General features: G+C 39.7%; 13 protein-coding genes. 4 read left to right on the forward strand and 9 right to left on the reverse strand.

Annotation, left to right across the window (positions count from 1 at the left end; genetic code table 11):
• Positions 1–86 precede the first annotated feature (86 nt).
• Positions 87–3,140 (reverse strand): DNA translocase FtsK, encoded by a 3,054-nt coding sequence (locus AAC388_RS14055; protein WP_233734771.1) that lies wholly within the window; start codon positions 3,138–3,140, stop codon positions 87–89.
• A 269-nt stretch (positions 3,141–3,409) separates the two neighbouring features.
• On the opposite strand from AAC388_RS14055, the gene trxB reads away from it, so the two are divergent.
• From trxB to AAC388_RS14070, 3 genes are all read left to right on the forward strand, one after another.
• The gene (trxB, locus tag AAC388_RS14060; RefSeq protein WP_233734768.1) at positions 3,410–4,357 is read left to right on the forward strand and encodes a thioredoxin-disulfide reductase; all 948 of its coding nucleotides are present in this window, start codon (positions 3,410–3,412) and stop codon (positions 4,355–4,357) included.
• 123 nt (positions 4,358–4,480) lie between these two features.
• On the forward strand, positions 4,481–5,212 hold the full coding sequence (gene aat, locus AAC388_RS14065) for a leucyl/phenylalanyl-tRNA--protein transferase (RefSeq protein WP_233734766.1): 732 nt from the start codon (positions 4,481–4,483) through the stop codon (positions 5,210–5,212).
• Positions 5,213–5,230: 18 nt separating this feature from the next.
• Positions 5,231–6,046, forward strand: coding sequence for an arginyltransferase (locus AAC388_RS14070; RefSeq protein WP_004703325.1), 816 nt, complete (start codon positions 5,231–5,233; stop codon positions 6,044–6,046).
• On the opposite strand, the gene rimI is transcribed toward AAC388_RS14070, so the two are convergent.
• The 8 genes from rimI to AAC388_RS14110 form a co-directional block, all read right to left on the reverse strand.
• Complete coding sequence (rimI, locus tag AAC388_RS14075) at positions 6,032–6,493, reverse strand: ribosomal protein S18-alanine N-acetyltransferase (RefSeq protein WP_002121701.1); 462 nt, start codon at positions 6,491–6,493, stop codon at positions 6,032–6,034. The genes AAC388_RS14070 and rimI overlap by 15 nt on opposite strands.
• Positions 6,494–6,599: 106 nt before the next feature.
• Entirely contained in the window at positions 6,600–7,475 is an 876-nt protein-coding gene (locus AAC388_RS14080) for a metal-dependent hydrolase (RefSeq protein WP_032057683.1), read from the reverse strand.
• A 235-nt stretch (positions 7,476–7,710) separates the two neighbouring features.
• Positions 7,711–8,592: a metal-dependent hydrolase gene (locus tag AAC388_RS14085; RefSeq protein WP_002121792.1), complete on the reverse strand. Its 882-nt coding sequence runs from the start codon at positions 8,590–8,592 to the stop codon at positions 7,711–7,713.
• 204 nt (positions 8,593–8,796) lie between these two features.
• Positions 8,797–9,987 (reverse strand): elongation factor Tu, encoded by a 1,191-nt coding sequence (gene tuf, locus AAC388_RS14090; protein WP_005065785.1) that lies wholly within the window; start codon positions 9,985–9,987, stop codon positions 8,797–8,799.
• A gap of 95 nt (positions 9,988–10,082) precedes the next feature.
• A complete protein-coding gene (gene fusA / locus AAC388_RS14095; protein ID WP_002120436.1) occupies positions 10,083–12,221 on the reverse strand; it encodes an elongation factor G in 2,139 nt (712 codons plus the stop codon).
• Between the two features lie 177 nt (positions 12,222–12,398).
• On the reverse strand, positions 12,399–12,869 hold the full coding sequence (gene rpsG / locus AAC388_RS14100; RefSeq protein ID WP_001138055.1) for a 30S ribosomal protein S7: 471 nt from the start codon (positions 12,867–12,869) through the stop codon (positions 12,399–12,401).
• A 160-nt stretch (positions 12,870–13,029) separates the two neighbouring features.
• Positions 13,030–13,404: a 30S ribosomal protein S12 gene (gene rpsL / locus AAC388_RS14105; protein ID WP_002050319.1), complete on the reverse strand. Its 375-nt coding sequence runs from the start codon at positions 13,402–13,404 to the stop codon at positions 13,030–13,032.
• A 200-nt stretch (positions 13,405–13,604) separates the two neighbouring features.
• Positions 13,605–14,924, reverse strand: coding sequence for an EcsC family protein (locus AAC388_RS14110; RefSeq protein WP_202724695.1), 1,320 nt, complete (start codon positions 14,922–14,924; stop codon positions 13,605–13,607).
• Between the two features lie 300 nt (positions 14,925–15,224).
• Between AAC388_RS14110 and AAC388_RS14115 the strand changes: the two genes are divergently transcribed.
• Positions 15,225–16,454 carry a beta-ketoacyl synthase N-terminal-like domain-containing protein gene (locus AAC388_RS14115; protein ID WP_002120440.1) on the forward strand — a complete coding sequence of 410 codons (1,230 nt, stop codon included), beginning with the start codon at positions 15,225–15,227 and terminating at the stop codon, positions 16,452–16,454.
• The last annotated feature ends 18 nt before the right edge of the window (positions 16,455–16,472 follow it).

Consider the following 16,472-nt stretch of genomic DNA (forward strand, 5'->3'; position numbering starts at 1 on the left):
GACGATAAAATCTTTAAGTCATTTGTAAATAGGTTCACTTTATTTAAGTTATAAAAAAGCCTCCGAAGAGGCTTAAATTATACGTATTAAACTAGAATATCCCGCTTACCATTAGGGCCCATTGAGCTCACAATGCCGTTCTCTTCCATTTGATCAATGATACGAGCGGCACGGTTATAACCAAGGCTAAATTTACGCTGTAGCGAAGATGTAGACGCTTTTCGAGTTTCTAATACGAATGACACACATTGATCATAAAGTGCATCTCGGTCAGAACCGCCTTCACCCTCTTCAAAGCCACGTGACGCTGGCTCTTCATCAAATGGTGTCAAGATTTCCTCAATATAATCTGGTTCGCCACGTTCACGCCAAGCATCACAAATACGGTTTACTTCATCATCACTAATGAAAGCACCATGCACACGTTCTGGCTCAATTTTACCAGGGCCTAAGAACAGCATATCACCATGACCTAACAAGTCTTCTGCACCACCAGCATCCAAAATAGTACGTGAGTCAATTTTACTGTTTACACGTAGTGCTACGCGCGTTGGAATATTTGCTTTAATCAAACCGGTAATAACATCAACAGATGGGCGTTGAGTTGCAAGCAATAGATGAATACCAGCAGCACGAGATTTTTGCGCCAAACGGGTAATCATTTCTTCTGCTTTTTTACCAACTTGCATGATCATGTCAGCGAACTCATCCGCAACAATAACAATAGATGGTAATGGTGTTAAACGAGGTGCACGTTCTTGTGTCGCAGAATCACTTGGTTTCCAAGTCGGATCAATTAAGTCTTCACCATTCGCAATCGCTTCTTCAACTTTACGGTTGTAGTCACTTAATTTACGAATTTTTAAGAACGACATAAGTTTATAACGACGTTCCATTTCATTCACACACCAGTTCAAAGCACTTACCGCATCTTTCATGTCAGTAACGACTGGAGTTAATAAATGTGGAATATCATTATAGTTTGCAAGTTCGAGCTGTTTTGGATCGATTAGAATTAAACGTAATTGATCAGGTGTGTATTTAAGCAACATCGATAAAATCATCGAGTTGACCGCAACCGATTTACCAGAACCTGTCGTACCAGCAACCAACATATGTGGTGCTTTCGCTAAATCAGTGAGTACAGGATTACCTGAAATATCTTTACCCATCGCCATACTAATTAATGCACTTGGGTCGCGATATGTTGGTGTTTCCAATAACTCAATCAAACGTACCATTTCACGGGCACTGTTTGGCACTTCAATACCAATGTATGGTTTACCAGGAATAACTTCGACCACACGGACCGATGCCATCGACATTGAACGCGCCAAGTCACGTGAGATATTTGTGACCTTAGAAGCTTTAACACCGGGTGCCAAATCTAACTCAAAGCGAGTTACAACTGGCCCTGGTTGAGCCTCTACCACCTGAGCTTTTACGTTAAATTCTTGCAATTTAATTTCAAGCAATTCAGACAAACGTGAAAGTTGCTCTTCAGTAAAGTTGACTTTCTTATTTGGATCGACCTTATCGAGTAGGTCAAGGCCCGGTAAAGTTGGTAAATCCAAACGCTTCTTAGCAACTTGCATTGCACGAGACATTGGGCGACCTGATGCATCTGTTAACGGTGCATCAAAATCGAAATCGTCTTCATCAAAATCAGCATTTTCCTGCGGTTTTCCAGCAGTCTCCTGCCAAGCTTCAATAAACTCTTCTTTTGAAAGTTTGTCGGCCTGAATAGTCGTTTGGATAGGAGCTTTTACAAATGCTGAAGATTGCGCATAACTACTTGCTCTCACAGGTTCAGTTGGGGCAATGTCTTCATCTATTAATAAATCATCAAAATCTTCAAAGACTTGTTCGTTTGCTAAATTTTTAGGTGATTGATTTAAATTTGAAATATTTGAAGATGTTTCATTCGCAATATTAACAGATTGCGAAGTTGGTTCGGCTTCTACATGGTGATCTTGAACAAATGGTGTATGCACATCTGTTGCAGTTTTACTGTTTGGAACCGCGGCAAGCAACTCATCAAAAATCTCATCATCACTCCAATCAAGACTATGTAAGTCTTGTTTAGATGATGGTTGATTTTGATTTACTTGAGAAATTGTTTGCTGAAATTGCTCATGAGTAGGAACTTGCTCTGTCTCTGTCGAATCATCAGCAGCTCTTAAAAGCGCATCAATTTCTTGCTTATGACTCGCATCATCACGCTGTAAAGCACGCCATACTTCGCCAGTCGCAACTAAACGTTGGCTATCTCGTTCAAGTTTATGGGCCTGTTCAAGCGTATGCTCAAAGTTCTGAGTATTTGCAACTGGTGTATCTGCAACAGGTTCAGGCCGGCTCTGCTCTTTCGCTAGCACATCTGCAAATAAGCGCTCAGCAACCGCATCATGTCGCGTTGTCGTAGTTTGCGGTTGAGCTGTTTCAGATTGAGCTGGTGTTTCTTTCTCATCTGAAGCATTCGCATTCGTTTCTGCATTGTCAGCAACTTTAACCGCGGCTGCTTTATTGGCAGGTTGAGTTGTTAAGTCATAATCCGATTCATTCGGAGATACGTTCTTATAAAATAAATCTTGTAAATAACTTGGTGTAGCTTTGAGCGTAACCCATGTTTTACTCCATTGCACCCCAAATGCAAGAGTAAACAACACTACCCCGAAAACCAGTAAAAATAAGGTTGCACCGTAAATTGTTAACAATTGAGATAGGCTTTGACCTAGCTCGTAACCAATAATTCCCCCAGCTGCATTATCTAAAGTATCTGCCGGCACATTCCAGTGTAAATAAAGTAAGCTAGATACAACTAAAATTAAGAAGAATTGTGCAGCATAACGAAATGGGCGGTTTAGGAAACTACGTGGCCACCAAACCTGAATTGCTTCAATGAAAAGGAAAATTGGAATAAGCAAACTTGCCCATCCTAAAAAACCAAACAGCAAATCTGCAATCCATGCGCCAGCAATACCACTTGCATTGGATACTTGCTGAGTATCACTGGAAATATGCATCCAGCCCGGGTCAAATGGTGTATATGTTACTGTTGCCAGAAACATATAAATACCAAAAGAAACCAAGAATAATGTCATCAATAAGCGCTGTGCATAAACACTTGACACCGCAGTCATATACTGTCCTGTAACCCATTTAATTATTGGTTTAGAGATGTGAAGAACTACATTTTAGATCTTCAACGAATGAACTTTATATTATGCACCTGTTCTTACAAAAAAGGTGCATGATTCTTTACAGTTGTTGTTAACATAAGGCACTTCTATATTGTTATATAACTTAATTCGATTGACCTGATCAATATTATCCACATTGATTTAACGCTATTGATCGGCAAATTCACGTATAATTTTCAAAATTCTCGAAATAAATAAGGATACCCTCAATGAGTGCTCGTCATTCTCGGTTAATTATTCTCGGTTCTGGCCCTGCGGGCTATAGTGCAGCAGTATATGCAGCGCGTGCAAACCTTAAACCTACTTTAATTGCAGGTTTACAACTAGGTGGGCAACTTACAACAACAACCGAAGTTGACAACTGGCCGGGCGATCCTGAAGGTTTAACAGGTCCTGCATTAATGGATCGTATGCAAGCACATGCTGAACGCTTTGGTACAGAACTCGTCTATGACCATATTAACGAAGTGGACTTAAATGTACGTCCTTTTGTTTTAAAAGGTGACATGGAAGAGTACACATGTGACGCTTTGATTATTGCAACTGGTGCTACAGCTCAATATCTTGGTTTAGAGTCTGAACAAAAATTTATGGGCCAAGGTGTAAGCGCATGTGCAACATGTGATGGTTTCTTCTACAAAAACCAAAAAGTAATGGTTGTAGGTGGTGGTAACACTGCTGTTGAAGAAGCACTTTATTTATCAAATATTGCGTCACATGTAACGTTAGTACACCGCCGTGATACTTTACGTTCTGAAAAGATTTTGCAAGATCATTTATTTGCCAAAGAAAAGGAAGGCAAAATCAGCATTATCTGGAACCACGAAGTTGAAGAAGTATTGGGTGACAATACTGGCGTAACCAGTGTTCGCCTTAAATCAACTCAAGATGATTCTAAGCAAGACGTAGAGGTTCATGGTCTATTCATAGCAATTGGCCACAAGCCAAACACTGGAATGTTTGAAGGCCAATTAAACTTACGTGATGGCTACATCCAAGTGCAAAGTGGTACTTCTGGTAATGCAACAGCGACTTCTGTTGCTGGTGTTTTTGCTGCTGGTGACGTCGCTGACAGCATTTATCGCCAAGCGATTACTTCTGCTGGGTCTGGCTGTATGGCGGCTCTAGATGCTGAAAAATATCTAGATAATCTTTAATTAATAGATTTCTAGAGTTTTAAAACAGCCGTTCTTATAACGGCTGTTTTTTTTAGAATAATGACTAGCTGACATATATTAATTTTTATAGCATAACCTTAAAGCTCATCTTATTTTATTTTTATGAATACACTTCCACTTTCCCAATTCATTTTTCCTGACCCCATTGAAGCTGATCCAGATGGGCATGGTTTAATTTGTATCGGAGCGGACCTCTCCCCTTCTACCCTATATGAAGCATACACCCATGGTCTCTTTCCTTGGTTTAATGAAGATGAGCCTATTTGTTGGTGGAGCCCAGAACCTCGTTGCGTGATCTACCCTCAAAACTATAAACCAAGTAAATCACTCATTCGGAACATGAAAAAGTACGATTACACCATTACGGTAAATCATGCCTTTGAACAAGTTATTCGCTCTTGCTCTTTGCCAAGAAGTTATGCAGATGAAACATGGATTAGCGAGGATATTATTCAAGGTTACTGTGAGATGTTTAATGCTGGTTATGGTTACAGTATTGAAGTATGGCAACAAGAGGAGCTTGTAGGAGGTTTATACGGTGTTACGATTGGCAAAGGGTGTTTTGGTGAGTCAATGTTTAGCAACGAAACCGATGTTTCAAAAATGGCTTTTTATACATTAATGCTCATAGGACAAGAAAATCAGCTACCATGGATAGACTGCCAACTCGTAAACAGTCACTTAATTAGTCTGGGAGCCAGTACACTTTCTCGTCAAGACTACTTAAAATCGTTACAAGATGTAATTATTCACCCCTTTATCAATTGGAAAAAGTATCAAGAACGTGTATTTTCAAGTAAAACAATAGCATTAGATGCAAAATTAATGGAATGATAACAGGAGGGACCAATCATGAAATCATATCACCCGAAGTCCCTTTTAAATGATCTGCAGTATTATATTACTCCACCTCATGATTGCAGCTATCTAGAAAATAAATCAGCACGCATGGTGTTTTTAGATCCCATCCATCGAATTGATGTGGTCACTCTTTCAGAACTTTCTCGTTTAGGCTTTCGCCGTAGTGGCGACTTTGTTTATCGCCCTGAATGTCACTTATGTAGACAATGTTTGTCTTGTCGTGTCCCAGTGGCCGATTTCCAAATGAACAGCATGCAAAAAAAAGCATGGAAACGAAATCAAGATCTCACCATGACTGTTCTGCCTACGCGACAAGCAGCCCAAATTCATTATGATTTATATGAACGCTATATTAATGAACGCCATGCAGATGGTGATATGTTTCCACCAAGTCTAGATCAGTTTGAAAAGTTTTTAGTACATAGCTGCACAGATAGTTTTTTTCTTGAGCTTTGGAAAGACAATCGGCTCATTAGCGTTTCTACTTGTGATTTAATGGATGATGGACTATCGGCTGTCTATACATTCTTTGATCCCGATGAGCATCGTAGATCACTTGGTGTTTACTCTATTCTTAACCAAATTGAATATGTGAAATCGCTCGGTTTAGAATATCTCTACTTAGGCTATTGGGTGCCTCATTCAGCCAAAATGAACTATAAATCGCAATATACCCCTTTAGAACTTCTGCTCGATGGGCAATGGCGCCGTTTAAACAGGTCATTATCACCAGAAGAAATTCAACAGCTAGGTACATCTCTTATGACTACGTTACCTTCTGAATGGAATAATTTAATCATTAAATAAAGATGCGAAATCATCTGTACAGGTTTTTACCATAATGACCGCATGTTCCCGCCCACCATCTTGGGTAGGATAATAATTGCGACGCAGATCAATTTGGTGAAAGCCTGTTTTTTCATATAAACCAATAGCGGCTTTATTACTTTCACGAACTTCTAAAAAGATTTGTACTGGCTGATTTTCCAATTTTTCAATTGATGCACTTAATAACTCATATCCTAAACCCTGCCCTTGCATTTTAGGATCAACTGCCATGAGTAATAAATTAGCTTCATCTAAAACAGGCTGTAAAATACAAAACCCAACCACTCTGTTTTGTGACTCAATCACTGTACATTGATAAGAGTTCAAAGATTCAATAAATTGCTGTCTTGACCACGGATGGGTCTGAACTGATTTTTCAATTTGAACGACAATATCCACATCAGTGTTTTGCATAATACGAATCATGAGTTTCAACGCAATGAAGATTCTAAAGTAGTGCGTATTATAAAAACTTCCCAAGAAAAAACGAGTAAAAAAAAGGACAATTGAATTGTCCTTTTTTCAGTATTTTTTAAAGACCTAATTTTTCACGCCAAGTTGCTAGCAATGCTGTGGTATCCGAATCATTTGGATGAAATTTTGGTCTTAAAAAATCAAGTAACTCTGGAATTTGACGAGTCATAAAACCTTTACGACCATACATGAACTTAAGCATGTACTTCGTATCCTTCCAAGTTAATTTTTCGTCAGTTTTAAGTAACTTAGCAGTAAAATAAGACTGAGTTGCGAAGATTAATGCCATTGCAATAATCAAGGCTGTTGAACGCATAAAATAAGCTTTCGGACCTTGTCCGTACATACTTGTATACACATCAAATGCCACAGCTTTATGTTCATTTTCTTCAACTGCGTGCCACATCCACAAATGATACATAGTGTCGTCTTGGAACATGGCCTGAATTTCAGGGTTTTGTAAAAGTTCAGCTGCAATGGTCGATGTAAAATGTTCTAGTGCACATGTTCCAGTCAAATCAATCATTTCTTTGGTATAGCCAAAAGGTTTCATTAATTTGGTTACAACAGCTGTACCCATCTTAATGACTTTTCCTGTTTGCTTTTCCATATGACGCACATCATAACCATAAGCCTGTGCTGAAGCATTAAATGCTAAATGCTCTTTGGAGTGCATCGCTTCTTGACCAATAAAAGCACTAATTTCTTTTTGAAGATCTGGATCAGCAAGCTTTGGATCATTTCGAACAGCACGCGTACTATTTACAAAGAACTGCTCACCTTCTGGAAAAAGGGCCGATAATGCTGTCATAAAATGTGTTAATGCTGCATCATAATTTGCCCAATAACGTGGGACCTGAGCAAATTCAAAATCCATACGACGCACAGGGAAACTAGCGCCAGCACGATTGGAAATATTTACCTTAGCATTCATCTCAGACTCCTTTTAAGTGAATAGCTAATTCACATATAACTTTATTTATTTTCTTAATATTTATAATCATACGTCTTTCGATGTACCAATTAAGTGCAGATGAGGACAGAGAAATATCAGATGAGGTCATTCATAGACACATAAAGGTGCAATATCTGCTCCACGATCTCTTTAATATAGTTATAGAAAAATAAAAAAGGGCCACTATCGGCCCTTTATAAATCATGAATTAAATCTATAAACCTAATTTTGCTTTCCATGTTTTCAATAGACCAACGGTATCTAGGTCATTTGGATGAAAGCCAGGTTTAAAGTAAGCTAACATTTCTTTAGCCATACCACTAATAATACCTTTAGATGGGCTATATCCGTATTTGTAAATTACTGATAATTCATCTAAATTCAACTTGTTATCTTGCTTTAATAAACGAAGCACAAAAGATGACTGGATTAAAAAGATTAAAGTCATAGCAAATACCAAAGAACTGGTTCGTAACGCATAAGCTTTTATGCCTTTACCAAATACACCTTCGTACACGTCATAAGCTACGGCTTTATGCTCATTTTCTTCAATCGCATGCCAATACCACATTGTTGACATTGTCTCATCTGTCATAAGCTCTTGAATGTGCTTATTGACCAATAATTGCGACGCAATAGTAGCGGTAAAATGCTCAAGAGCCGTTGTAGCAGTCAAGTCAACCATTTCTTTTGTCATACCGAAAGGTTTGACAATTTTTACAAAAGTTTTAATGGCTGTTTGAATTGCCGTATCGGTAAATTTCTCTAACGTTTCTACATCATGACCAAACTTTTGAGCAGAAGCATTGAAGTTTACATGCTCTTGAGTATGCATTGCTTCTTGCCCAATGAAAGCACTAATTTCTTTTTGGAGCGCTTCATCATCTTTAATAGCTGGGTGATAACGTACTGCTCTTACACTATCTATAAAGAATTTCTCACCAGCTGGAAACAATGCTGACAATGCAGTCATAAAGTGTGTGAGTCCAGCAGAACCATTCATCCAATATTCTGGTACATCATTAAAGTCAAAATTCATACGACGTACTGGAAAGCTTGCACCTGCACGATTCGTAATATTCACTTTAGCATTCATACCCAAAGCTCCTTAGTAAGTAACTCTAGTTACTCAAACTTTATTGTTCGTTTTCTTGATTCTTATCATACAAATTTAATAAAAAGGATTAAGGGGAAATAAGGACATTGAAATATCAGTTAGGGCCAGCCTTTATAGTGATTGTTAGACAATTAAGTATAAAAAAAGCGCTCTAAAAAGAGCGCTTTTTTTCACTGAAAGTGATTATGCAGTTACTTTCGCAACAACACCTGCACCTACAGTACGACCACCTTCACGGATCGCAAAACGTAGACCTGGGTCCATTGCGATTGGGTGGATTAATTCTACTGACATTTCAACGTTGTCGCCTGGCATAACCATTTCAACGCCGTCTTGTAATTGGATTGCACCAGTTACGTCAGTTGTACGGAAGTAGAACTGTGGACGGTAACCATTTAAGAATGGAGTGTGACGACCACCTTCTTCTTTAGAAAGTACGTATACTTCTGCGTCGAATTTAGTGTGCGGCTTGATTGTACCTGGTTTAGCAAGTACTTGACCACGTTGCACGTCTTCACGCTTAGTACCACGAAGTAAGATACCACAGTTCTCACCTGCACGGCCTTCGTCAAGAAGTTTACGGAACATTTCTACGCCAGTTACAGTTGTTTTAACTGTATCTTTAATACCAACGATCTCTACTTCTTCACCAACTTTAACGATACCAGCTTCTACACGGCCTGTTACTACAGTACCACGACCAGAAATTGAGAATACGTCTTCGATTGGCATTAAGAATGCTTTGTCGATAGCACGTTCTGGTTCTGGGATGTAAGAGTCAAGCGCTTCAACAAGAGCAAGAACTGAAGACTCACCATATTGACCAGCATCGCCTTCCAACGCTTTAAGCGCAGAACCACGGATAACTGGAGTGTCATCACCTGGGAAGTCATAAGTAGAAAGAAGTTCACGAACTTCCATTTCTACTAATTCAAGTAATTCTTCATCATCAACAAGGTCACACTTGTTTAAGAATACGATGATGTAAGGTACACCAACCTGACGAGAAAGAAGGATGTGTTCACGAGTTTGTGGCATTGGACCGTCAGTCGCAGCACACACAAGGATCGCGCCGTCCATCTGAGCAGCACCAGTAATCATGTTTTTAACGTAATCGGCGTGGCCCGGGCAGTCAACATGCGCGTAGTGACGAATTGGAGAATCGTATTCTACGTGTGAAGTATTAATTGTAATACCACGTGCTTTTTCTTCAGGTGCTGAGTCGATTTGTGAGTAATCTTTCGCTTCACCGCCGTAAGTTTTTGCACAAATTGTTGCAATCGCAGCAGTTAAAGTTGTTTTACCATGGTCAACGTGACCGATTGTGCCCACGTTTACGTGTGGCTTATTACGTTCAAACTTGGCTTTAGCCATGATGATCTTCCTTTATAAACTACTCATGGAGGGTCACCCCATGAGCACTTGGTTTTTAACTAAGAAATTAGTTTGGGCTTATAGTAATCGAAAGATTACTCGTCGTCACCTTTTTTACCGCCAGCTTGGAATTTAGCGATGATGCCTTCAGCCACGTTACGTGGAGTTTCAGCATATTTAGCAAATTCCATAGAGTAAGTCGCACGACCTTGAGACATAGAACGCATTTGAGTCGCGTAACCAAACATCTCAGCAAGAGGAACTTCTGCACGAATTGCTTTTGTTCCACCAGGAAGATCGTCCATACCTTGAACCATACCACGACGACGGTTTAAGTCACCCATGATATCGCCCATGTAGTCTTCTGGAGTTTCTACTTCAACTTTCATGATAGGTTCAAGAAGGATAGGATCCGCTTTCATGAAACCATCACGGAAGGCATAAGAACCTGCCATTTTGAACGATAATTCGTCAGAGTCGACGTCATGGTAAGAACCGTCGAATAATGTCGCTTTAATACCAACAACAGGGTAACCAGCCAATACACCATTCTTCATACGTTCTTGAATACCTTTGTCAACCGCGCCAAAGAATTCTTTAGGTACTACACCACCAACAACTTCTTCAACGAATTGGTATTCTTTACCAGCTTCTTCAACATCAAGCGGTTCAAGACGTACATATACGTGACCAAACTTACCTTTACCACCAGTTTGACGTACGAACTTACCTTCTTGTTCAACAGACTTTTTGATCGTTTCACGGTAAGCAACCATTGGTTTACCAATGTTAGCTTCAACACCGAATTCACGCTTCATACGGTCAACAATAATGTCAAGGTGAAGTTCACCCATACCAGCAATAATTGTTTGACCAGATTCTTCATCTGTACGAACACGGAACGATGGATCTTCTTTAGCCAAACGACCTAAAGCGATAGACATTTTTTCTTGGTCTGCTTTAGTTTTTGGTTCAACAGCCAATGAAATTACTGGCTCTGGGAATTCCATACGCTCAAGAGTAATGATGTTTTTCTCATCACATAATGTATCACCAGTTGTAACGTCTTTAAGACCTACACACGCTGCGATATCACCTGCACGGATTTCATCAAGATCTTGACGTTCGTTCGCATGCATTTGCACGATACGACCGATACGTTCACGCTTAGCTTTAACTGGGTTATAAACCGGATCACCTTGTTTAAGAACACCAGAGTAAACACGTACGAATGTTAAGTTACCTACGAATTTGTCGTTCATGATTTTGAACGCAAGCGCAGAGAACGGAGCTTCGTCAGATGCTTCACGAGACGCTTTAGTTTCGTCTTTGTCGTCAAGGATACCTTCGATCGCTTTAACTTCTGTAGGTGATGGTAAGAATTCAATTACAGCATCCAACATACGTTGAACACCTTTGTTCTTGAACGCAGAACCACAAAGCATTACTTGAATTTCAGAAGCTAATGTACGAGCACGTAAACCAGCGATGATGTCTTCTTTAGAAAGATCACCTTCTTCTAGGTACTTGTCCATTAATTCTTCAGAAGCTTCAGCCGCAGCTTCAACCATTTTTGTACGCCATTCGTTAGACGTATCAACTAGGTCAGCTGGGATATCAGCATATTCAAACTTCATACCTTGAGATGCTTCATCCCAGATAATCGCTTTCATTTCGATAAGGTCAACAACACCCTGGAATGTATCTTCAGCACCAATTGGCACAACGATAGGAACAGGATTACCACCTAAACGAGTTTTAACTTGCTCAACAGCACGGAAGAAGTTTGCACCAGTACGGTCCATCTTGTTCACGAATGCTAAACGAGGCACTTTATATTTGTTCGCTTGACGCCATACAGTTTCAGACTGAGGTTGTACACCACCTACAGCACAGTAAACCATGCACGCACCGTCAAGAACACGCATAGAACGTTCAACTTCGATTGTGAAGTCTACGTGTCCCGGGGTGTCAATTACGTTGATACGGTGTTGTTCGAATTGGTTACCCATACCAGACCAGAAACAAGTCGTAGCAGCAGAGGTAATTGTAATACCACGCTCTTGCTCTTGTTCCATCCAGTCCATTGTTGCTGCACCGTCGTGTACTTCACCAATTTTGTGAGATACACCTGTGTAGAACAAAATACGTTCAGTTGTAGTTGTTTTACCTGCGTCAATGTGCGCAGAAATACCGATGTTACGGTAACGAGTAATTGGGGTTTGGCGAGCCATGATGTCTACATTCCTAAATGTTATATTTAAAACAGGACGCACCAATTAAATTGATGCGCGCGAATATCCAAACAGGCAACTTAAATACCTGCAAAGCCCCCACTTTGATAGAGAGCAATGTTGAATCGAGCTGCTGTACGCATGAATATTCTCCTGAATAAGGCCTGTTTTATCCGCTTAGAAACGGTAGTGAGAGAAGGCTTTGTTAGCTTCAGCCATACGGTGCACATCTTCACGTTTTTTGATTGCTGCACCTTTACCTTCAGCTGCATCAAGCAACTCACCAGCAAGACGTAAAGCCATCGTTTTTTCAGAACGCTTAGCAGCAGCATCTACTAACCAACGCATAGCTAAGGCAGTACGACGGGATGGGCGTACTTCCATAGGTACTTGATAAGTAGCACCACCAACACGGCGTGCTTTTACTTCAACCATAGGACGAACTTTTTCAAGAGTAGTCTCGAAAAATTCAACTGGGTCTACTTTGTTTTTTTCTTGAACGCGTTCTAAAGCACCGTAAACGATACTTTCTGCAATAGATTTTTTACCATCTTGCATTACGTGGTTCATGAATTTAGCGATTGTTTGGCTGCTAAATTTTGGATCTGGAAGGATCTCACGAGCAGCGACTACGCGACGTCTTGGCATTTTAATACACCTAATAATATGACACTTCAGGATGATCCAGCAGTTTGTACAAGTGTCATGTACACGACGCTGGCCTTACTATACGTCGCTTGAATTACAAATCTATGAAGAATTCAAACAAGCGAAACGCTAAAGGGCTTATTCGACTAGTTTCCTAGAATTACTTCTTAGGACGCTTAGTACCGTATTTAGAACGTGATTGATTACGATCTTTAACACCAGCACAGTCTAATGAACCACGAACGGTATGGTAACGTACACCCGGTAAGTCTTTAACACGACCACCACGGATAAGAACAACACTGTGCTCTTGTAAGTTATGGCCTTCACCACCGATGTAGCTAGATACTTCAAAACCTGAAGTTAAGCGAACACGGCAAACCTTACGCATAGCTGAGTTAGGTTTTTTAGGTGTAGTTGTATAAACACGTGTACAAACACCACGACGTTGTGGACAAGCCTTCAACGCAGGAACTTTGGATTTTTCAACCAAAGTCGTACGACCCTTACGGATCAACTGATTCGTTGTTGCCATATGGCAATTCTCCCGTTATTAAAAAACCTTAAAAAGAAAATACCTCTTTTTAAGGGCACATAATTGTAAGCCAAGATGCAAAAATGGTCAACACGGCAATACTTACCAAATGTTGACCATATCAATGTTTGACAGCACGATTTACAAATTTAAATAGAGGCTATTTCTACATTTTAAACCTTCACTTTGTAAGCGTATTGTTAAGAGTATTTTTTATCTTCTAATAACTCGTCATCATCCTCTGGAGTTAGAGCAGGCTTTTGTTCAGTATGCTCATGTTCTGTCACATGTTTGTCAGCAAGTTTTTCTAAGCCCTGATGAACATTTTCCTGAACTTTCTCTTCACTTTTTTCACTTTCTGTAGGTTTTAACACAATAGATACTTTCGAGATTACCTCGTGGTTTTCTACTTTATGATGATGAGCAGCATGAATATTGCCATCTTCCCCTACATTTAAAAGTCTTGGGCTTGCTTTTTGAATGAGTGTAACCGCAGCATAATAAGCCTGTAGTGGAGATAAATGCTCACTTGGATGTTCGTTTAAATAATGTCTTGCAGCTCCAAAAATTGCCTGAGCTTTATGTCCTACATCTTCTTGTAATTTCCAGCTATATACTGCACTTAAAACAGCGCCTGCAACTGGAGTAAACTTACCAAAAGCTGAAAGTTTAGGAATACGATTTAACCATTCCCATTTAAACTCCCCTTCTTCATCTGTTAACCAGTTCTTTAAAGTATCTATATCTGTGGTTGAACCTAATACTTGCTGAAATTGATGAATATCTTGAGTTTCCAACATATTTCGCAATGTTTTTAAAGCCAACAAGAGAGTTTGTTTCTCTGCAATCAAGCTAATGTCAACTTCTTTAAAAATAAACTCAACAACATCTTGGTCTGCTACCTCCAGCAGATCAAAGCCATGTGACCTTCCTGTCTGGTAAATAGTTCTTAAGACCAAAACCAATGATACTGGAATATCTACAGCTGCACCAACGACGCCTGATACACCTGTAATTGCACCTTGTACAGTCGCAATGAGCTTGTTTTGTTCTATAAGCGCCTGACTTAGACGTTGAGAACGACCTGTATCTTTAGTTAATTCAAATAAATCTTTAGCACCCGCTTCTTCTAGGATTTTTTCAGTTAAGGTACTTTTTGAACTAAAGTCATTTAACCAATTAAATAAATGGCCTGAGATTTTTTCATCCCAATCTGGCGAAAGAAATGTAGCAACACCATTTACTTTTTTAAAATGTCGACCAAATACCTGACGTGTGACTTTTGGTAAATGTTCTCTTAGCATTTGTTGAGGACTTTCATATTGCTCAACCTCAAATGGGCTTTTTGTTCTCGATCTACCTTCAACAGTTTTTCCAGTTGGGACTGGTTCAATTACCTTACTGACGTCACCTGATTGGTTCTGTTGCAAGATACTCAATCCTGTAGAACTGAGCTTTTTAGCCACTCCGAAGACCTGAGAAAACAAATTGTCAGATTGATTATTATTAAATTTTGTCATCAAGTACCTCGATTTTTTAATTTATCTAATTAGAGATAAATACTAGGTGGAATGTGGATTTATCTCAACTTGAATGTGTGTATTTTAGTTAACCCCAAATGCAACATACTATGTATTTGGTTATTTTTTTTAAATGTAAAATTGTCATAAAGATTTGCCATAAGAAATAAAAATCCTTTCTGCTATCATGTTAACAACGAAAAACATGAGTCCCGTTTTCTTACAGCTATATTCTCCTATTCATTTTCATAGCTGTTGAACACGATAGACTCTTAAATATCACCATAAAGGGACCTGTAGATGAAACGTGTTGTAATCACTGGTATGGGTATTAACTCATGTATCGGTAACTCTTTAGAAGCAGTTACTCATTCACTTCAAAATGGAATCTCCGGGACACGTTTTAACCCAACTTATGCTGAACTCAATTTTAAAAGTCATGTCAGCGCTGCTGCAGAACAAGACTTTGATAATATCGACCGTAAATTAAAACGCTTCATGGGCGTATGTGCGATGTATGCATACAACGCTGCTGTAGCTGCAGTTGAACATGCAGGCCTTACTCCTGAACAACTTGCTGGTAATCCACGTTATGGTATTGCAGGTGGTTCAGGTGGTGGCTCAACTGCTTCTGTTGTTGAAATGACAGAATTATTAGAGACTAAAGGCGCACGTAAAGTGGGTCCATTCTTCGTGCCACGTAACATGTCAAACACCATTACCGCAAACGTAGGTGTTGCATTTAAGCTACAAGGTATTTCACATACTATTACAAGTGCTTGCGCAACTTCTGCAGATGCAATTGGTTATGCGTACAACTTAATTCAACTTGGCAAACAAGACCTTATGCTTGCTGGTGGCGGTGAAGAAGATCACTGGTCTCAAAGTTTATTGTTTGATGCAATGGGCGCACTTTGCTCGAAATATAACGACTCTCCAGAAACAGCATCTCGCCCATATTCAGCAGACCGTGACGGCTTCGTTATTGCTGGCGGTGGTGGTTTCGTAGTACTTGAATCACTTGAGCACGCGCAAGCACGTGGTGCGAACATTTTAGCTGAAGTAGTAGGTTATGCTGCGAACAGTGATGGCGCGGACATGGTTGCTCCAAGTGGTGAAGGTGCTACACGTTGTGTATTAATGGCACTTGAAGAAGCTAAGCAACATGGCGTAGAGAAAATTGACTATGTAAATACACATGGTACTTCTACACCAGCGGGTGACATTACAGAACTTAAAGCAATGGAACGTGCATTTGGTGAAGGTAACGTACCTCCTCTTAGCTCAACCAAATCTATGACAGGTCATAGCTTGGGTGCGGCTGGTGTACAGGAAGCTATTTACTCTGTGCTAATGATGCAAAATGACTTTATTGCACCAAACATCAACGTGACTGAACTTGATGAAGGCGCAAAACCTTTCGATATCGTACTTGAAAAACGTGATGCAAAATTGAATACTGTAATGAGTAACAGTTTTGGCTTTGGCGGTGTTAACGCTTGCCTTATTTTCAAGAAGTGGGATGCATAATCCCACCTAGGATTATCG

The sequence above is a fragment of the Acinetobacter sp. D009 genome, from assembly GCF_038562025.1.
Taxonomy (GTDB): Bacteria; Pseudomonadota; Gammaproteobacteria; order Pseudomonadales; family Moraxellaceae; genus Acinetobacter; species Acinetobacter pittii.